Here is a 17,263-nt window from a genome sequence, read left to right as displayed (position 1 = left end):
TAAACGCCTTATCCGGCCTACCGACAGCATTCATCGTACACAATATCGCCCGTAGGCCTGATAAGCGAAGCGCCATCAGGCAACGTTGAGCTACTGCACCATCTGCTCCAGTTTTTCGCGTAACTCCCCTTCCAGCGGCAGCGCTTTTTGCGTTTTCAAATCAATACAGACGAAGGTAATCAACGCGTCGGCCACTACCTGCCCTTCCGGTTCCAGGGTAATTGTCTGGTTTAACACCCCGCTTTTGCCATTTAGCTGTTGCACCTGACTAGTGATGGTCAGCAGGTCGCTTAGCACCGCTGGACGACGGTAGTTAATATTTATATTCACGACCACAAAAGCGATGTTATGTGCAGTCATCCATTGAAAGCTGTCGCTGTTTTCCAGACCATCCCAGCGGGCTTCTTCCAAAAACTCGAGATAGCGGGCGTTGTTGACGTGCTGATAGACATCAAGATGAAAACCACGGACTTTGATTTGTGTTTGCATAGCGCAGGAACCTTACGTTTTTATAGGAATATATTCAGGGTAGTGAGGCCATAACTGGTATGACCTCTCTAGTCTGGCAAATTTTCAGCGCTGTGCAAGTTATTAAAGTGTTAAAACTGCCAAATTACGCTCCACCAGCGAACTGCCCATACCCGGTACCTGCTTTAAGTCCTCCACCGTTTTAAACGGTCCGTACTCCTCACGATAGCTCACAATCGCCTGCGCTTTCTTCAGACCTACGCCATTCATGACTCGCGCTAAATCCTCCGCAGAAGCGCTGTTGATGCTTACCCTGGTGCCTTCATCGTCGCTTGCTTTAGCGGGCAGTGTGGCTTTGCTTTGTGCCGCCCCTGAGTTTTCCGCTTTGGTTTGTGTCGCCTGGCTTTTGGCGACAGGCTCAGCCGCCAATGCAGTTTGGGCCATACCAGCGCAGGTCAATGAAAGAGTGATAAGCAGGGCTTTGATTCCATGTTTCATACTGTTTTCTCCTTGTTTGTTAACAGTGGAATCACGATAGCGAGGTGCAGAACGGCAGACAAACGGCAAATATCAGAAATGGAAAAGGCCGCGAAAGCGGCCTTTGGTAGATACAACTTTTTGCAATTTTTTGCGAACTGCCTCGGTTATTGCTGCTGTTCCAGCGCATCACCGATTTTAATTTTTGCGGCTTTACGCAGGTTGCTCATCAGCGCTTCGAAGACAATCTGCGCGTTGTTCTGAGTGATCCCCTGAACCATCGCTTTCTTCTGCGCTTCAGGCATAGAACCGGCTTTCACCTCGTCCAGCGCCAACAGAACAACGTTACCCTGCATGTCGTTCGCTACGCCGTAGCTCGGCTTGTCTTTCGCCGGCAGGCTCAGACCAAAGGCAGCCTGGCTCAACGGATCCTGACCCGTACGGCTCAGCGTTTTTGCCTCGCCAAAGCTCAGACCCGCAGCTTTCATCGCTTCATCGCCTTTACCGGCTTTCAGATCCGCCAGCAGTTTATCGGCATCAAGCTTAGCCTGCTGCTCTGCTTTATTGTGCTTAACGAGCGCAGTTACCTGCTCTTTCACTTCAGCCAGTGGCTTCACGGCTTCGGCTTTGTGCTCTGCAATACGCAGCACGAACGCGCGATCGCCATCCACGGTGATGATATCGGAGTTACTGCCAGGTGTACCGTTCTCGCCAACCAGACCACCATTGAAAATGATGTCAGCGACTGGTTTGAAATTCAGTTCTTCCGGCAGGCTGTCACGGCTAAACCAGCCCGTTTCAACCGCTTTCATACCTGCTGCCTGCTCTGCACCCGCCAGAGATTCGTTATCGTTGCTGGCCGCATCGCTGACTTTCTGTTGCAGCGCATAGTAGGCATCCAGCGCTTTTTCCTGCTTCACTTTTGCCGCAATGTCGTCACGGGCTTCGCTCAGCGGTTTAACCTGTGCAGGCTGTACGTCGTCAAGACGCGCAACGAGGAAACCAACGGAAGACTTAATTACGCCAGACAGTTGGCCTTTTTCTTTCAGACCGGCATTTTTCAGCTCATCCGGGGTGGTTGAATCTTCCAGCCATCCCATATCGCCGCCTTTACGGGCAGAGATGATATCGGCAGATTTTTCTTTCGCCAGCGCAGCAAAGTCACCGCCTTTATTCAGCTCGTCCAGTACCGCTTTGGCTTCATCTTCAGTTTTGGTCTGAATGATGCTATAGCGGTTACGCTGCGGCTGAGTGAACTGATCCTGATGCTGGTCATAGTAAGACTGAATATCAGCATCGCTGGCCGTCTCCTGCATAGCAGCAGCATCCAGCTTGATGTAGCTCACGCGGAACTGTTCCGGCGTCATAAAGTTGTTTTTATTCTGCTCGTAGTAGCTGGCAACTTCCTGCTCGGTAACAGACTGCTTCGCGGCCAGTGCGTTAACGTCAATCGTCGCCTCGCGCACGATCCGCTGCTGTGCGACCAGCGCCGCCAGTTCGTCCGTTTCGCCTTTCAGCATAAAGTCCGTACCGGCAACGCCGTTAATCAGCTGCTGGGTAGTAAGCTGATTACGTAATGCCTGAGCGTACTGGTCTGCGGTCATGCCCATCTGATTAACAATTGCGTTATAGCGGTTGTTATCAAATTTACCGTCGACCTGGAAAGCAGGCGTGGCAAAAATAGCCTGTTTAATCTGATCGTCGCTGATGTTGAGCTTAAGCTCGCGGGAATACTGATCCAGCAGCGCTTCGTCAACAAGACGATTCAGCACCTGCTGACGCAGCGTTTTCATGTAACCTTCGTTCGCGGCCAGCTCGGAGTATTGATCGCCCAGCTGTTGCTGCATGCGGTTACGTTCGCTGTTGAACGCATTCTCGAACTGCCCGCGGCTGATCTCCTGGCCATTCACTTTGGCGGCGAAGTTATTGCCCCCGCCAATCAGGTAACCACTCACGCCGGTCAAAATGAACGACACGATAATGATACCGAAAATAATCTTGAGCACGAGACTGTTAGCAGCCGTGCGTAAGCTGTCCATCATGGTGTAACCACACTCCGCTGTAGATGACTATACGCGTTATCTCTAAAGCCGCCTGCGCGTTGACACAACAACGGCGGCAAGGATTTTGAGTATATATGCTTCACGCAGCATAGCGTTTCCTGAACGCTGCGCACAAAGGCCTATTGTGACAAGAAACAGGGGTAATTGTCAGCCCACAACACGTAGAAAGTACCGGAATTACAAATAAAAAAGGCACATCAGTCGATGCGCCCTTGTACTTCGTCACATCCCCAAAGGGGAAATCACTTAGTTTACCGCGTCTTTCAGTGCTTTACCTGCACGGAAGCCCGGTACTTTAGCCGCGGCAATGGTGATCTCTTTACCTGTTTGCGGGTTGCGACCAGTACGGGCAGCACGCTCTTTAACGGCAAAAGTACCAAAACCTACCAGCGCTACGTCATCACCTTCTTTCAGAGATTCGGTAACAGAAGCAATAATTGCATCTAACGCACGTCCAGCCGCAGCTTTAGAGATATCAGCCCCTGCAGCAATTTTGTCGATCAGTTGAGATTTATTCACTCTTCTCTTCCTCTTTATAATTTATATCGCACCTGAATCCTTCAAAGTGCGACCGCGCAGCAGTTATATCAGGCCTGCCATGCCCTTACAACACCCGTTAATGATGGCAAGCCTAATCCGTCATCTAAATTAGCTATACAAAAAAAGGCTGGCAAGCCCGAAATGGCCTGCCAGCCCTGTTTTTATTAATGCTCTTTGCGCGAGGTCACTATTTTGCCGTCACAACCTGCATTCCAGAGGGTTCATTTTGCAACGCAAGAGCCAGAACTTCCTCAATGCGTTTCACCGGATGGATGTCCAGATCGGCAATTACGTTATCCGGAATCTCTTCCAGGTCACGTTTGTTCTCATCAGGAATTAAGACCGTTTTAATACCGCCACGGTGTGCCGCCAGCAGTTTTTCTTTCAAACCACCGATTGGCAGAACCTGACCACGCAGGGTGATCTCGCCGGTCATCGCCACGTCGGCGCGAACCGGGTTACCGGTAAGACAAGAAACCAGCGCGGTACACATGGCAATACCCGCACTTGGGCCATCTTTCGGCGTCGCTCCTTCAGGTACGTGAACGTGAATGTCGCGTTTTTCGTAAAAGTCCGGATTAATACCCAGTTTTTCCGCACGCGCACGTACCACGGTCAGTGCAGCCTGAATAGATTCCTGCATGACTTCACCCAGAGAACCGGTGTAGGTCAGTTTACCTTTACCCGGTACGCAGGCGGTTTCGATGGTCAACAGATCGCCGCCCACTTCCGTCCACGCCAGGCCGGTTACCTGACCAACGCGGTTTTCGTTGTCCGCGCGGCCATAATCAAAGCGCTGTACGCCCAGATAGTCGTGCAGATTATCGCCATTGATCTCGATATGTTTCAGCGACTTGTCGAGCAACAGCTGTTTCACCGCTTTACGGCACAGTTTGGAGATTTCGCGCTCCAGACTACGCACGCCCGCTTCACGGGTGTAGTAACGAATAATGCCTACAATGGCGCTATCGTCGACCGTCAGCTCACCTTTTTTCAGCGCGTTACGCTCAATCTGTTTCGGCAACAGGTGACGTTTTGCAATATTCAGCTTCTCGTCTTCGGTATAACCGGACAGACGGATCACTTCCATACGATCCAGCAACGGCGCCGGAATATTCATGGAGTTAGAGGTCGCAACGAACATCACGTCGCTGAGATCGTAGTCCACTTCCAGGTAGTGATCGCTGAACGCCACGTTCTGCTCTGGATCCAGCACCTCAAGCAGTGCGGAAGCCGGATCGCCACGCATGTCGGAAGACATTTTGTCGATCTCATCAAGCAGGAACAGCGGGTTTTTAACACCCACTTTAGCCATTTTCTGGATCAGTTTACCCGGCATAGAACCGATATAGGTCCGGCGGTGACCGCGAATTTCAGCCTCATCACGCACGCCGCCCAGCGCCATACGGATGTATTTACGCCCAGTCGCCTTGGCGATGGACTGCCCCAGAGAAGTTTTACCTACCCCCGGCGGCCCAACCAGACACAGGATCGGTCCCTTGATTTTGTTCACACGGCTTTGAACCGCGAGATACTCAAGGATACGATCTTTGACGCGTTCCAGACCGTAATGGTCGGTATCGAGGATTTCCTGCGCCTGACGCAGGTCTTTTTTGACCTTGCTACGCGCATTCCACGGTACCTGAACCATCCAGTCGATGTAGCCACGCACTACGGTCGCTTCCGCCGACATCGGAGACATCATTTTCAGCTTCTGCAGTTCCGCTTCCGCTTTCTCTTTTGCCTCTTTCGGCATTTTCGCCGCGTCGATCTTACGCTTCAGCGCTTCGTTTTCGTCCGGCGCATCGTCCATCTCGCCGAGCTCTTTCTGAATAGCTTTCATCTGCTCGTTCAGATAGTACTCACGCTGGGATTTTTCCATCTGCTTTTTCACACGGTTGCGAATGCGTTTCTCAACCTGCAGCAGATCGATTTCAGACTCCATCATCGCCATCAGATATTCCAGACGTTCGTTAACGTCGGACATCTCCAGCACGGACTGTTTGTCAGCCAGCTTCAGCGGCATGTGCGCTGCGATGGTGTCCGCCAGACGTGCAGGATCGTCGATGCTGTTCAGCGACGTCAGCACTTCTGGTGGGATTTTCTTGTTCAGCTTGATGTAGCCTTCGAACTGGCTGATAGCAGTACGCACCAGCACTTCCTGTTCGCGCTCATCAATAGCAGGCGAGTCAAGGTACTCTGCTTTCGCAGAGAAATGCTCGCCGTTGTCAGACAGCGCTGAAATACGCGCGCGCTGTAACCCCTCGACCAGCACTTTTACGGTGCCGTCAGGCAGTTTCAGCATCTGCAAAATAGAGGCCACGGTCCCGACGGTGAAAAGATCGTTTACACCCGGCTCATCCGTTGACGCTTCTTTCTGTGCGACCAGCATGATTTTTTTATCATGGTCCATAGCCGCTTCCAGACAACGGATAGATTTTTCCCGCCCTACAAATAAGGGTATGACCATGTGCGGATAAACCACCACATCGCGCAACGGCAATACGGGGATTTCAATGCGTTCAGAACGCTCAGGATTCATAGAGCTCTCTCTTAGTTTAGTTTCCGCCAGGTAATCAGGTGGTACGACTGTGCTTCACACCACCTTTAACATGTATGTCAGTATATGGGGATGTTTCCCACACATTCAACGCCATGTTTACGGAAAAATAAAAGGGGAGATAAAATCCCCCCTTTTTAATTAAATGTCTGTATGAATTGATGAATTATTCGCCAGATGCCTGCTGTGCTTCCGGCTTACCGTAAATCAGCAATGGCTTGCTCTGGCCGCCAATCACCGACTCGTCGATCACCACTTTTTCGACGTCTTCCATAGAAGGCAGATCGTACATGGTGTCAAGCAGCGCGGCTTCGACGATAGAACGCAGACCACGGGCACCGGTTTTACGCGCCATCGCTTTCTTGGCGATCGCATCCAGCGCTTCCTCACGGAACTCCAGATCAACACCTTCAAGATTGAACAACGCCTGGTACTGCTTGGTCAGGGCATTTTTCGGCTCTTTGAGGATCTGAATCAGCGCTTCTTCACTCAGTTCGCTCAGGGTTGCCACAACCGGCAGACGACCAATGAACTCAGGGATCAGACCAAATTTGATCAGATCTTCCGGTTCGACCTGCGACAGCAGTTCACCTTCGCTGGCTTTATCAGACTGTGCTTTTACCGTTGCGCCAAAACCAATGCCGGAGCCAGTTTCAACACGGTTAGCAATCACTTTATCCAGACCGGCAAAGGCACCACCGCAGATAAACAGGATCTTGGAGGTATCAACCTGCAGGAATTCCTGCTGAGGATGTTTACGACCACCCTGCGGCGGAACGGCGGCAACCGTACCTTCGATCAGTTTCAACAGCGCCTGCTGTACGCCTTCGCCGGAAACGTCACGGGTAATGGACGGGTTGTCAGACTTACGAGAAATCTTGTCGATTTCATCGATATAGACGATCCCACGCTGTGCTTTCTGCACGTCGTAATCGCACTTCTGCAACAGTTTCTGAATAATATTTTCAACATCTTCACCCACATAACCGGCTTCGGTCAGCGTGGTGGCGTCGGCCATAGTGAACGGAACGTCCAGCAGGCGCGCCAGCGTTTCAGCCAGCAGCGTTTTACCGGAACCCGTCGGACCAATCAGCAGGATGTTACTTTTGCCCAACTCAACCCCATTGCTGGTGTCGCCGTTGCGCAGACGTTTGTAATGGTTGTATACCGCGACCGCCAGCACTTTCTTCGCCTGCTCCTGACCGATAACGTAATCGTCCAGGTGGTTGCGAATTTCATGTGGCGTCGGCAGCGCACTGCGTTCACGGTGCGGTGCTACTTCCTTAATCTCTTCGCGAATGATGTCGTTGCATAAATCAACACATTCGTCGCAGATATACACGGATGGACCGGCAATCAGCTTACGCACTTCATGCTGGCTTTTGCCGCAAAAAGAGCAGTACAACAATTTGCCCGAGCCATCTTTGCGTTTATCTGTCATGGGTCAAAACCTCTTCTTTGTTCTTTGTGCCGCACACGACGACGCAAATGCCATTCTCAGGCGCAAGACGCTAGTCAGCGTTGTGCCGCTCCAGGTAATTATAGCGGCACACCTGCGCACTGGGCATTAATTACGATGGGTCAAAATCGAGTCGACCAGACCGTACTCTACCGCTTCAGAAGCGGAGAGGAAGCGATCGCGCTCGGTATCACGTTCAATCTGCTCAAGAGATTGACCCGTATGATGCGCCATAAGTTCGTTCATGCGCCCTTTTACCTTCAGGATTTCACGGGCATGAATTTCAATATCCGTTGCCTGGCCCTGGTAACCGCCCAGAGGCTGGTGGATCATGACGCGAGAGTTAGGCAGGCAAAAACGTTTGCCTTTCGCCCCGGCGGTCAGCAGGAACGCCCCCATTGAGGCCGCCTGGCCCATACAAATGGTGCTGACGTCCGGCTTAATAAACTGCATGGTGTCATAGATAGACATCCCGGCAGTGATCACTCCACCAGGGGAGTTGATGTACAGGTAGATATCTTTTTCTGGGTTTTCTGCTTCCAGGAACAGCATCTGCGCCACGATCAGGTTAGCCATATGGTCTTCGACCTGGCCGGTCAGAAAAATGACGCGTTCCTTAAGTAGACGAGAATAGATATCAAAAGAGCGCTCACCACGTGAGGTCTGTTCAATGACCATCGGCACCAGCGCCATATGGGGTGCAAAGTTATCTCGTTCGCCGCTGTATGACATTTCCGTCTCCTGGATAAAATTTGAAAAAACCTGCTGTGCTGATTGTAACCTTATGGACGGATTATCAGCTAGTCCCTCAGTAATGGGTACGACATCGCCATAATTCAAGCATAACAATCTTTTGTTGTAACGCTAACACTGAAACGCTGTTTTCGCACTCTTCCCATGCAAAATGCGTGACAAAAAAAAACCCGCCACCAAAAGGTGACGGGCTTGCGTACGAAATTCGAGCTAAAAAAGCGACGAATTACGCCTGCTGGTTCATCAGCTCGTTGAAGGAAGTGGCTTTTTCAGTCACTTTCGCTTTCGCCAGAACGGCTTCAACAGCCTGCTCTTCCAGAGCGACGTTACGCATGTTGTCCATCAGCTCTTTATTTTTGCTGTAGAACTCAACCACTTCTTTCGGATCTTCGTAAGCAGAAGCCATCTCTTCGATCAGGCCTTTAACGCGATCTTCGTCAGCTTTCAGTTCGTTTGTGCGAATCACTTCGCCCAGCAGCAGACCAACAACTACGCGACGCTTAGCCTGTTCTTCGAACAGTTCACGCGGCAGTTCCAGAGCTTGTTTCTCGTTGCCGCCGAAACGCTGTGCAGCCTGACGACGCAGAACGTCGATTTCGCTGTCGATCAGCGCAGCCGGAACGTCGATGTCGTTAGCTTTTACCAGACCTTCGATCGCCTGAGACTTAACGCGGTTACGCACAGCGCCTTTCAGCTCGCGTTCCATGTTTTTGCGTACTTCAGCGCGCAGACCTGCTACGGAACCATCTTCAACGCCGAAACGTTTGATGAATTCTTCAGTCAGTTCCGGCAGTTCGCGTTCTTCAACTTTCTTCAGGTTGATAACGAACTTAGCGGCTTTACCTTTCAGGTTTTCAGCGTGGTACTCTTCCGGGAAAGTCACGTCGATAGTGAACTCTTCGCCAGCTTTGTGGCCTTTAACGCCTTCTTCAAAGCCTGGGATCATACGACCCTGGCCCATCGCCAGTACGAAGTCAGACGCTTTGCCGCCTTCGAACTCTTCGCCGTCTACAGAACCGGTGAAGTCGATGGTTACACGGTCTTCTGCATCAGCAGCGCCGTCTTTGTCTTTCCAGGTAGCCTGCTGCTTACGCAGGGTATCCAGCATCACGTCAACGTCAGCGTCGGTGACTTCAACAACCGGTTTTTCAACTTCGATTGCTTCCAGACCAGTCAGCTCAACTTCCGGGTAAACTTCGAACTCTACCGCGTAAGTAAAATCTTCACCCAGTTTGTATTCGCCCGGAACGTAGTTCGGTGCGCCAGCCGGATTGATTTTTTCTTTGATGATCGCGTCAACGAAGTTGCGGCTCATCAGGTCGCCCAGAACGTCCTGGCGAACAGATGCGCCATAACGCTGAGCAACAACATTCATCGGTACTTTTCCTTTGCGGAAACCGTCAATACGCACTTTCTTCGCTACGTTGACCAGCTCGCTTTTCACAGCGGTCTCGATGCTGTCAGCAGCGATAGTAATCGTTACACGGCGGCCAAGGCCTTGAGTGGTTTCAACTGAAACTTGCATCTTGTTACCTCAAAAAATCACAGTGCTCGGTCAACTCTTCTCCGCAAGCACAGGTTGTTGGCTTCGCGGAACTGGGATGTTCTCATAAGCAATCACATTCCCTGTCGTCAGAATCATCCCGAAGACATTCCGAAAAATAAGACGCGCATTATAGCGGCATCACTTTTATGAGTCGAGAACGGTTATCGCGCGTTGCTGCGGCTTTTTTCACAATTCCCGGCTAATTTTTGTCTGAATACTGTACGACTGCCCCAGAATTCAGACAAAACAAAACGGCCCGCAGGCCGTTTTCACATAATCTGTAGCAACATACTGGAAAAGCGTCGGTTGTTGCAAATCCGTTTTACGCGATGCTTCCCGCCCCACGACACGGAGGCGATGCAAAAATCGTATCCTGCAACGCTTCCCACTCCTTAATGGTGTAGGTATGCAGGGCAAGAGCATGAACGGTTGTGGAAAGCTCCGCCGTTAACGTGCTGTAAATCATCCGATGACGATTAAGAAAACGTTCACCTGTAAAGCGATCGCTAACCAGCACAACCTTAAAGTGGCTTTCAGAACCAGCCGGGACATTGTGACGATAGCTTTCATCCACAACTTCGAGGAACACGGGTTCGAACGCTGCCCTTAATTTTTCTTCTATTTGCTCACGAATCATCATGAAATTTTCCTCCGACAACGCTGAGATGTCACCCATCCCTTTAAATACTAGCCGCTTTTACCGTTTTCATTACACCTTAGCAACAAAAAATTAGCGCTTGTCTGATTTTCTCAGCCAAACGGATGAAGTTCACTGAATCCTCACTTCGATTTATTGCAAAAAGTCCGTTTATGGTCTCCACAAAGTCATAAAACGGACAACACAATGAATTTACATGCGTTACCCACTTCCCCTCATCGTTGGCGATGTTATGATGGCGGGAATTTTCTCTAACCATACAATTTAGATTCGCTGAGAGCCCTGGCATGTTTAAAAAAATCCTCTTCCCGTTAGTCGCGATGTTCATGTTAGCTGGATGCGCAACGCCGCCGACCACTATTGAAGTCTCCCCGAAAATTACCCTGCCACAGCAGGACCCAAGCCTGATGGGCGTGACCGTTAGCATCAACGGTGCCGACCAGCGTCAGGATCAAGCGCTGGCAAAAGTCACCCGCGACAACCAGCTGGTTACGCTGACTGCGTCCCGCGATCTGCGCTTCCTGCTGCAAGAAGTACTGGAAAAACAGATGACCGCACGCGGTTATATGATTGGACCAAACGGCGCTGTAAACCTGCAAATCATTGTTAGCCAGCTGTACGCTGACGTGTCTCAGGGTAGCGTGCGCTATAACATTGCCACCAAAGCAGATATCGCCATCATTGCGACCGCTGCTAACGGCAACAAGATGACCAAAAACTACCGCGCAAGCTATTCTGTTGAAGGCGCACTGCAAGCCTCTAACAAAAATATCGCTGACGCCGTTAACAGCGTGCTGACCGACACCATCGCTGATATGTCTCAGGACACCAGCGTTCACGATTTCATCAAGCAGAACGCTCGTTAATTTCTGCCCATATGGCCCGGCGTTCGTCGGGCCTATAGAAGCCCATGTCCAGTCATTACTTACGTATTTTTCAGCAACCACGCTCAGCTATCCTGCTTATTCTGGGGTTCGCCTCCGGTTTACCGCTCGCACTCACCTCCGGTACGCTTCAGGCGTGGATGACGGTCGAGAATATCGATCTTAAAACCATCGGTTTCTTTTCCCTGGTAGGTCAGGCCTACGTATTTAAGTTTCTCTGGTCCCCGTTGATGGACCGTTACACGCCACCGTTTTTAGGTCGACGTCGCGGCTGGCTGCTGGCGACCCAGGTGCTGTTGTTAATTTCTATCGCCGCGATGGGCTTTCTGGAGCCTGGCACACAGTTACGCTGGATGGCCGCACTCGCAGTGGTGATCGCTTTTTGCTCGGCCTCGCAGGATATCGTCTTTGATGCCTGGAAAACCGACGTGTTGCCCGCAGAAGAGCGCGGCACCGGCGCTGCTATCAGCGTGCTGGGCTATCGATTAGGGATGCTGGTTTCAGGCGGACTGGCCCTGTGGATGGCCGATCGCTGGCTGGGCTGGCAAGGGATGTACTGGCTGATGGCAGCGCTGTTGATTCCTTGTATCATCGCCACCCTGTTAGCACCTGAACCGACTGACACCATTCCGGTACCTAAAACGCTGGAACAGGCGGTTGCGGCTCCGCTGCGCGACTTCTTTGGTCGTAACAACGCCTGGCTTATCCTGCTGCTTATTGTGCTGTATAAGCTCGGGGATGCCTTCGCCATGAGCCTGACCACCACCTTTTTGATCCGCGGCGTTGGATTTGATGCGGGTGAGGTTGGTGTGGTGAATAAAACGCTCGGGCTTCTGGCAACCATCGTTGGTGCATTGTACGGCGGGATCCTGATGCAGCGCCTTTCGCTGTTCCGCGCATTGCTGATATTTGGCATTCTGCAAGGGGCGTCAAATGCAGGCTACTGGCTATTGTCCATCACTGACAAACACATGTTCAGTATGGCGGCCGCCGTCTTCTTTGAAAACCTGTGTGGCGGAATGGGCACGGCGGCGTTTGTCGCTTTATTAATGACGCTGTGCAATAAGTCCTTCTCAGCGACCCAGTTCGCCCTGCTCTCCGCGCTTTCAGCCGTTGGTCGCGTTTATGTTGGCCCGGTGGCGGGTTGGTTTGTCGAAGCACACGGCTGGCCGACATTTTATCTGTTCTCCGTGTTTGCAGCGATCCCCGGCCTCATACTGCTGCTGGTATGTCGCCAGACCCTGGAACATAGCTGGCAAAATGAAAGCTTTATTCCGCGTACGGAATTTCGTGGAGCGTACAGTCTGGCATTAATGACGTTGGTAGTGGGCTGCTGCCTGCTGCTGGCTTGGCTGCTGCTGTTAACCATGAATGCGCTGGATTACACCAACTTCTCCTTCCTGCCGGAACTGCTTGAAGTCTCGGTGGCGGTCGCGGTCTGCGGGGTGATTTTTGGCGGATTGCTGGATTATCTGGCTCTGCGCAAAAACCGTCTGGCGTAAAAAACCGTATTAATAAGCCGTTGTAATCACCTTGCGTAATTATAACGGCTAAATAAACAACAATTGATAAAAATAATATTTGTTATTTTGTGCGCCAAAGAATTTGGAAATTATTGACGCCTTTTATATATTTTATTTTCCTTACTCGATTCAGCCACTACAGATTTATTTTTTGTTCCCAGATTGTCTTTTTATTGATAATCAATTGTTAAACAATTGTTTTATTTTCGTATTGGTTATACCAATTACCCTCAGCCTGTCCCCCGCCTGCCTGCTTTCGTTATAACGTGATGTTGCAACAGGTTCTTAAAGTCAAAGCGACATATATTGCAACATATGTGACATGCACGGCAGAACCCAGTAACACAGATCCAAGGATGTTTACAGTAATGTAACCTTCCCGTAAAATGCCCTCACACTTTAAACGCCACCCGGTCCCGTGGAATTGAGGTCGTTAAATGAGACTCAGGAAATACAATAAAAGTTTGGGATGGTTGTCATTAATTGCAGGCACTGCGTTACTCAGTGGCTGTAATTCTGCGCTGCTTGACCCTAAAGGACAGATTGGACTGGAACAACGTTCACTGATACTGACGGCATTTGGCCTGATGTTGATTGTCGTTATTCCTGCCATCTTGATGGCTGTTGGTTTTGCCTGGAAGTATCGTGCAAGCAATAAAGATGCGAAGTACAGCCCGAACTGGTCACACTCCAATAAAGTGGAAGCTGTGGTCTGGACGGTGCCGATCTTAATCATCATTTTCCTTGCCGTTTTGACCTGGAAAACCACTCACGCTCTTGAGCCAAGCAAACCGCTGGCGCATGACGAGAAGCCCATTACCATCGAAGTGGTTTCCATGGACTGGAAATGGTTCTTCATCTATCCGGAACAAGGTATCGCTACCGTGAATGAAATCGCCTTCCCGGCGAATACTCCGGTTGAGTTCAAAGTGACATCCAACTCCGTGATGAACTCCTTCTTTATCCCGCGTCTGGGTAGCCAAATTTATGCCATGGCCGGTATGCAGACTCGACTGCATCTGATCGCCAACGAAGTCGGTACTTATGATGGTATCTCCGCAAGCTATAGCGGACCAGGCTTCTCCGGTATGAAGTTCAAGGCTATCGCAACAAAGGACCGCGCCGAATTCGACCAATGGGTTGCTAAAGCTAAACAGTCCACAAACACCATGAGCGACATGGCTGCGTTCGAGAAAGTGGCTGTGCCAAGCGAATACAACCAGGTGGAATACTTCTCCAACGTGAAACCCGATTTGTTTAAAGATGTTATTAACAAATTTATGGCTCACGGTAAGAGCATGGACATGACCCAACCCGAAGGTGAGCACAACGCACACGAAGGCATGGAAGGCATGGACATGAGCCACGCGGAATCCGCTCACTAAGGGGCCGAGGAAGAATACGATGTTCGGAAAATTGACGCTGGATGCAGTGCCGTTCCATGAACCCATTGTCATGGTTACGATCGCTGCCATTATCATCGGTGGTGCGGCCTTACTGGGCCTAATCACTTACTTCGGTAAGTGGACCTACCTGTGGAAAGAGTGGCTGACTTCGGTTGACCACAAACGCCTTGGCATCATGTATGTCATTGTTGCAATCGTCATGTTGATTCGTGGCTTTGCCGACGCCATCATGATGCGTAGTCAGCAAGCGCTGGCTTCTGCGGGTGAAGCGGGCTTCCTGCCTCCTCACCACTACGATCAGATCTTCACGGCTCACGGCGTGATTATGATCTTCTTCGTGGCAATGCCATTTGTTATCGGTCTGATGAACCTGGTGGTTCCACTGCAGATCGGTGCACGTGACGTTGCATTCCCGTTCCTGAACAACCTGAGCTTCTGGTTCACCGTTGTCGGCGTAATCCTGGTTAACCTGTCTCTGGGCGTAGGTGAATTCGCACAGACCGGTTGGCTGGCGTATCCGCCGCTCTCGGGAATAGAGTACAGTCCAAGCGTCGGGGTCGATTATTGGATATGGGCAGTCCAGTTGTCCGGTATTGGTACAACCCTGACCGGTATCAACTTCTTTGTGACCATCATTAAGATGCGTGCGCCAGGAATGACCATGTTCAAGATGCCGGTATTCAGCTGGGCGTCTCTGTGCGCGAACATCCTGATTATCGCCTCTTTCCCAATCCTGACGGTTACCGTCGCGTTGCTGACCCTGGATCGCTATCTGGGTACCCATTTCTTTACCAACGATATGGGCGGCAACATGATGATGTACATCAACCTGATTTGGGCCTGGGGCCATCCGGAAGTGTACATCCTGGTTCTGCCGGTCTTCGGGGTGTTCTCCGAAATCGCAGCAACCTTCTCACGTAAACGTCTGTTTGGTTACACCTCGCTGGTGTGGGCAACCGTGTGTATCACCGTTCTGTCGTTCGTTGTTTGGCTGCACCACTTCTTCACCATGGGTGCAGGCGCTAACGTAAACGCCTTCTTCGGTATTACCACCATGATTATCGCCATCCCGACCGGGGTGAAGATCTTCAACTGGCTGTTCACCATGTATCAGGGCCGTATCGTATTCCACTCAGCGATGCTGTGGACGATTGGCTTTATCGTGACCTTCTCAGTCGGCGGCATGACCGGCGTACTGTTGGCGGTTCCGGGCGCAGACTTCGTACTGCACAACAGTCTGTTCCTGATTGCGCACTTCCATAACGTTATCATCGGCGGCGTCGTATTTGGCTGCTTCGCAGGTATGACCTACTGGTGGCCAAAAGCGTTTGGCTTCACGCTGAACGAAACCTGGGGTAAACGCGCATTCTGGTTCTGGATCATCGGCTTCTTCGTGGCATTTATGCCGCTGTACGTGCTGGGCTTCATGGGTATGACCCGTCGTCTCAGCCAGCAGATTGACCCACAGTTCCATCCGATGCTGGTCGTTGCCGCCTGCGGTGCCGCGCTGATTGCATTGGGTATCCTGTGCCAGCTGATTCAGATCTACGTTTCTATTCGCGACCGCGAGCAGAACCGTGACCTGACCGGTGACCCATGGGGTGGTCGTACGCTGGAGTGGGCAACATCTTCCCCGCCTCCGTTCTATAACTTTGCCGTTGTGCCGCACGTTCACGAGCGTGATGCCTTCTGGGAAATGAAAGAAAAAGGTGAAGCGTACAAGCAGCCTGCGCACTATGAAGAAATTCATATGCCGAAGAACAGCGGTGCCGGTATCGTCATTACCGCCTTCGCAACACTGTTTGGTTTCGCCATGATCTGGCATATCTGGTGGCTGGCGATTGCAAGCTTCGCAGGCATGATCATCAGCTGGATTGTGAAAAGCTTTGATGAAGACGTCGATTACTACGTGCCGGTCCCGGAAGTCGAAAAACTGGAAAACCAGCATTTCGATGAGATTACTAAGGCAGGGCTGAAAAATGGCAACTGATACTTTAACGCACGCGACTGCCCACGCGCACGAACACGGGCACCACGATGCAGGCCAGACCAAGATCTTCGGATTCTGGGTCTACCTGATGAGCGACTGCATTCTGTTCTCTATTCTGTTTGCAACCTATGCCGTTCTGGTGAACGGCACCGCAGGTGGCCCAACAGGTAAAGACATTTTTGAACTGCCGTTCGTTCTGGTTGAAACATTCCTGCTGTTATTCAGCTCCATTACTTACGGTATGGCAGCGATTGCCATGTACAAGAACAACAAGAGCCAGGTTATCTCCTGGCTGGCGTTGACCTTCTTGTTCGGTGCCGGATTCATCGGGATGGAACTCTATGAATTCCATCACCTGATTGTTAACGGCATGGGCCCGGATCGTAGCGGTTTCCTGTCTGCGTTCTTCGCGCTGGTCGGCACGCACGGTCTGCACGTCACCTCCGGTCTTATCTGGATGGCGGTTCTGATGGTGCAAGTCGCTCGTCGCGGCCTGACCAGTACTAACCGTACCCGCATCATGTGCCTGAGCCTGTTCTGGCACTTCCTGGATGTGGTATGGATCTGTGTGTTCACTGTTGTTTATCTGATGGGGGCGATGTAATGAGTCATGCTAACGAGAGCGGCGGCGCATCCCATGGCAGCGTAAAAACCTACATGACAGGTTTTATCCTGTCGATCATCCTGACGGTTATTCCGTTCTGGATGGTGATGACAGGTTCTGCCTCTCCGGCCGTCATTCTGGGAACTATTCTGGCAATGGCAGTGGTACAGATTCTGGTGCACCTGGTGTGCTTCCTGCACATGAATAGCAAATCTGATGAAGGTTGGAACATGACGGCCTTTGTCTTTACTGTGCTAATCATCGCCATCCTGGTTGTGGGCTCCATCTGGATTATGTGGAACCTTAACTACAACATGATGATGCACTAAGAG

The 17,263-nt window shown here is 51.2% G+C and carries 15 protein-coding genes; 6 read left to right on the top strand and 9 right to left on the bottom strand.

The genetic code is table 11. The features are described from left to right. Positions 1 to 90 precede the first annotated feature (90 nt). From fadM to bolA, 9 genes are all read right to left on the bottom strand, one after another. Complete coding sequence (gene fadM, locus WC1_RS18315; RefSeq protein ID WP_003021636.1) at positions 91 to 489, bottom strand: long-chain acyl-CoA thioesterase FadM; 399 nt, start codon at positions 487 to 489, stop codon at positions 91 to 93. Positions 490 to 591: 102 nt separating this feature from the next. After that, positions 592 to 966 (bottom strand): helix-hairpin-helix domain-containing protein, encoded by a 375-nt coding sequence (locus WC1_RS18320; protein WP_003021633.1) that lies wholly within the window; start codon positions 964 to 966, stop codon positions 592 to 594. 146 nt (positions 967 to 1,112) lie between these two features. Continuing rightward, positions 1,113 to 2,987, bottom strand: coding sequence for a peptidylprolyl isomerase (ppiD, locus tag WC1_RS18325; RefSeq protein ID WP_016149702.1), 1,875 nt, complete (start codon positions 2,985 to 2,987; stop codon positions 1,113 to 1,115). A 267-nt stretch (positions 2,988 to 3,254) separates the two neighbouring features. After that, positions 3,255 to 3,545 (bottom strand): nucleoid-associated protein HU-beta, encoded by a 291-nt coding sequence (gene hupB, locus WC1_RS18330; RefSeq protein WP_219352570.1) that lies wholly within the window; start codon positions 3,543 to 3,545, stop codon positions 3,255 to 3,257. A gap of 190 nt (positions 3,546 to 3,735) precedes the next feature. Next, entirely contained in the window at positions 3,736 to 6,090 is a 2,355-nt protein-coding gene (gene lon / locus WC1_RS18335; RefSeq protein WP_003021627.1) for an endopeptidase La, read from the bottom strand. A 184-nt stretch (positions 6,091 to 6,274) separates the two neighbouring features. Beyond that, positions 6,275 to 7,549, bottom strand: coding sequence for an ATP-dependent protease ATP-binding subunit ClpX (gene clpX, locus WC1_RS18340; RefSeq protein ID WP_003831013.1), 1,275 nt, complete (start codon positions 7,547 to 7,549; stop codon positions 6,275 to 6,277). A gap of 126 nt (positions 7,550 to 7,675) precedes the next feature. Then, positions 7,676 to 8,299: an ATP-dependent Clp endopeptidase proteolytic subunit ClpP gene (gene clpP / locus WC1_RS18345; protein WP_003021624.1), complete on the bottom strand. Its 624-nt coding sequence runs from the start codon at positions 8,297 to 8,299 to the stop codon at positions 7,676 to 7,678. Positions 8,300 to 8,546: 247 nt separating this feature from the next. Beyond that, positions 8,547 to 9,845: a trigger factor gene (tig, locus tag WC1_RS18350; protein ID WP_003021622.1), complete on the bottom strand. Its 1,299-nt coding sequence runs from the start codon at positions 9,843 to 9,845 to the stop codon at positions 8,547 to 8,549. Between the two features lie 343 nt (positions 9,846 to 10,188). Continuing rightward, positions 10,189 to 10,506: a transcriptional regulator BolA gene (bolA, locus tag WC1_RS18355; RefSeq protein WP_003021619.1), complete on the bottom strand. Its 318-nt coding sequence runs from the start codon at positions 10,504 to 10,506 to the stop codon at positions 10,189 to 10,191. A gap of 305 nt (positions 10,507 to 10,811) precedes the next feature. On the opposite strand from bolA, the gene WC1_RS18360 reads away from it, so the two are divergent. The 6 genes from WC1_RS18360 to WC1_RS18385 all read left to right on the top strand — a co-directional run bounded on the left by WC1_RS18360 (position 10,812) and on the right by WC1_RS18385 (position 17,260). Continuing rightward, positions 10,812 to 11,390, top strand: a complete 579-nt coding sequence (locus tag WC1_RS18360) for a lipoprotein (RefSeq protein ID WP_003021617.1) — start codon at positions 10,812 to 10,814, stop codon at positions 11,388 to 11,390. Positions 11,391 to 11,434: 44 nt separating this feature from the next. Then, the gene (gene ampG / locus WC1_RS18365; protein ID WP_016149701.1) at positions 11,435 to 12,910 is read left to right on the top strand and encodes a muropeptide MFS transporter AmpG; all 1,476 of its coding nucleotides are present in this window, start codon (positions 11,435 to 11,437) and stop codon (positions 12,908 to 12,910) included. 458 nt (positions 12,911 to 13,368) lie between these two features. Further along, a complete protein-coding gene (cyoA, locus tag WC1_RS18370) occupies positions 13,369 to 14,316 on the top strand; it encodes a cytochrome o ubiquinol oxidase subunit II (RefSeq protein ID WP_003021613.1) in 948 nt (315 codons plus the stop codon). A 19-nt stretch (positions 14,317 to 14,335) separates the two neighbouring features. Continuing rightward, positions 14,336 to 16,327: a cytochrome o ubiquinol oxidase subunit I gene (gene cyoB / locus WC1_RS18375; RefSeq protein ID WP_003021610.1), complete on the top strand. Its 1,992-nt coding sequence runs from the start codon at positions 14,336 to 14,338 to the stop codon at positions 16,325 to 16,327. Continuing rightward, on the top strand, positions 16,317 to 16,931 hold the full coding sequence (locus WC1_RS18380) for a cytochrome o ubiquinol oxidase subunit III (protein WP_003831007.1): 615 nt from the start codon (positions 16,317 to 16,319) through the stop codon (positions 16,929 to 16,931). Before cyoB ends, WC1_RS18380 begins: the two co-directional genes overlap by 11 nt. Next, a complete protein-coding gene (locus WC1_RS18385) occupies positions 16,931 to 17,260 on the top strand; it encodes a cytochrome o ubiquinol oxidase subunit IV (RefSeq protein ID WP_003021607.1) in 330 nt (109 codons plus the stop codon). The genes WC1_RS18380 and WC1_RS18385 overlap by 1 nt, the downstream gene beginning before the upstream one ends. The last annotated feature ends 3 nt before the right edge of the window (positions 17,261 to 17,263 follow it).

Source organism: Citrobacter sp. KTE30, from assembly GCF_000398825.1.
In the GTDB taxonomy this organism is placed as follows: Bacteria; Pseudomonadota; Gammaproteobacteria; order Enterobacterales; family Enterobacteriaceae; genus Citrobacter; species Citrobacter freundii.
Note: the sequence above shows the minus strand (reverse complement) of the source record. Positions and strands in the feature narration are given on the sequence as shown.

Bases quoted from the DNA above. Each gene is read 5' to 3' on its own strand.
- WC1_RS18380 (WP_003831007.1), top strand. From the start codon at position 16,317: ATGGCAACTGATACTTTAACGCACGCGACTGCCCACGCGCACGAACAC.
- clpP (WP_003021624.1), bottom strand. From the start codon at position 8,299: ATGTCATACAGCGGCGAACGAGATAACTTTGCACCCCATATGGCGCTG.
- cyoB (WP_003021610.1), top strand. From the start codon at position 14,336: ATGTTCGGAAAATTGACGCTGGATGCAGTGCCGTTCCATGAACCCATT.
- lon (WP_003021627.1), bottom strand. From the start codon at position 6,090: ATGAATCCTGAGCGTTCTGAACGCATTGAAATCCCCGTATTGCCGTTG.
- fadM (WP_003021636.1), bottom strand. From the start codon at position 489: ATGCAAACACAAATCAAAGTCCGTGGTTTTCATCTTGATGTCTATCAG.
- ppiD (WP_016149702.1), bottom strand. From the start codon at position 2,987: ATGATGGACAGCTTACGCACGGCTGCTAACAGTCTCGTGCTCAAGATT.
- clpX (WP_003831013.1), bottom strand. From the start codon at position 7,549: ATGACAGATAAACGCAAAGATGGCTCGGGCAAATTGTTGTACTGCTCT.
- ampG (WP_016149701.1), top strand. From the start codon at position 11,435: ATGTCCAGTCATTACTTACGTATTTTTCAGCAACCACGCTCAGCTATC.
- tig (WP_003021622.1), bottom strand. From the start codon at position 9,845: ATGCAAGTTTCAGTTGAAACCACTCAAGGCCTTGGCCGCCGTGTAACG.
- WC1_RS18385 (WP_003021607.1), top strand. From the start codon at position 16,931: ATGAGTCATGCTAACGAGAGCGGCGGCGCATCCCATGGCAGCGTAAAA.
- WC1_RS18320 (WP_003021633.1), bottom strand. From the start codon at position 966: ATGAAACATGGAATCAAAGCCCTGCTTATCACTCTTTCATTGACCTGC.
- WC1_RS18360 (WP_003021617.1), top strand. From the start codon at position 10,812: ATGTTTAAAAAAATCCTCTTCCCGTTAGTCGCGATGTTCATGTTAGCT.
- bolA (WP_003021619.1), bottom strand. From the start codon at position 10,506: ATGATGATTCGTGAGCAAATAGAAGAAAAATTAAGGGCAGCGTTCGAA.
- cyoA (WP_003021613.1), top strand. From the start codon at position 13,369: ATGAGACTCAGGAAATACAATAAAAGTTTGGGATGGTTGTCATTAATT.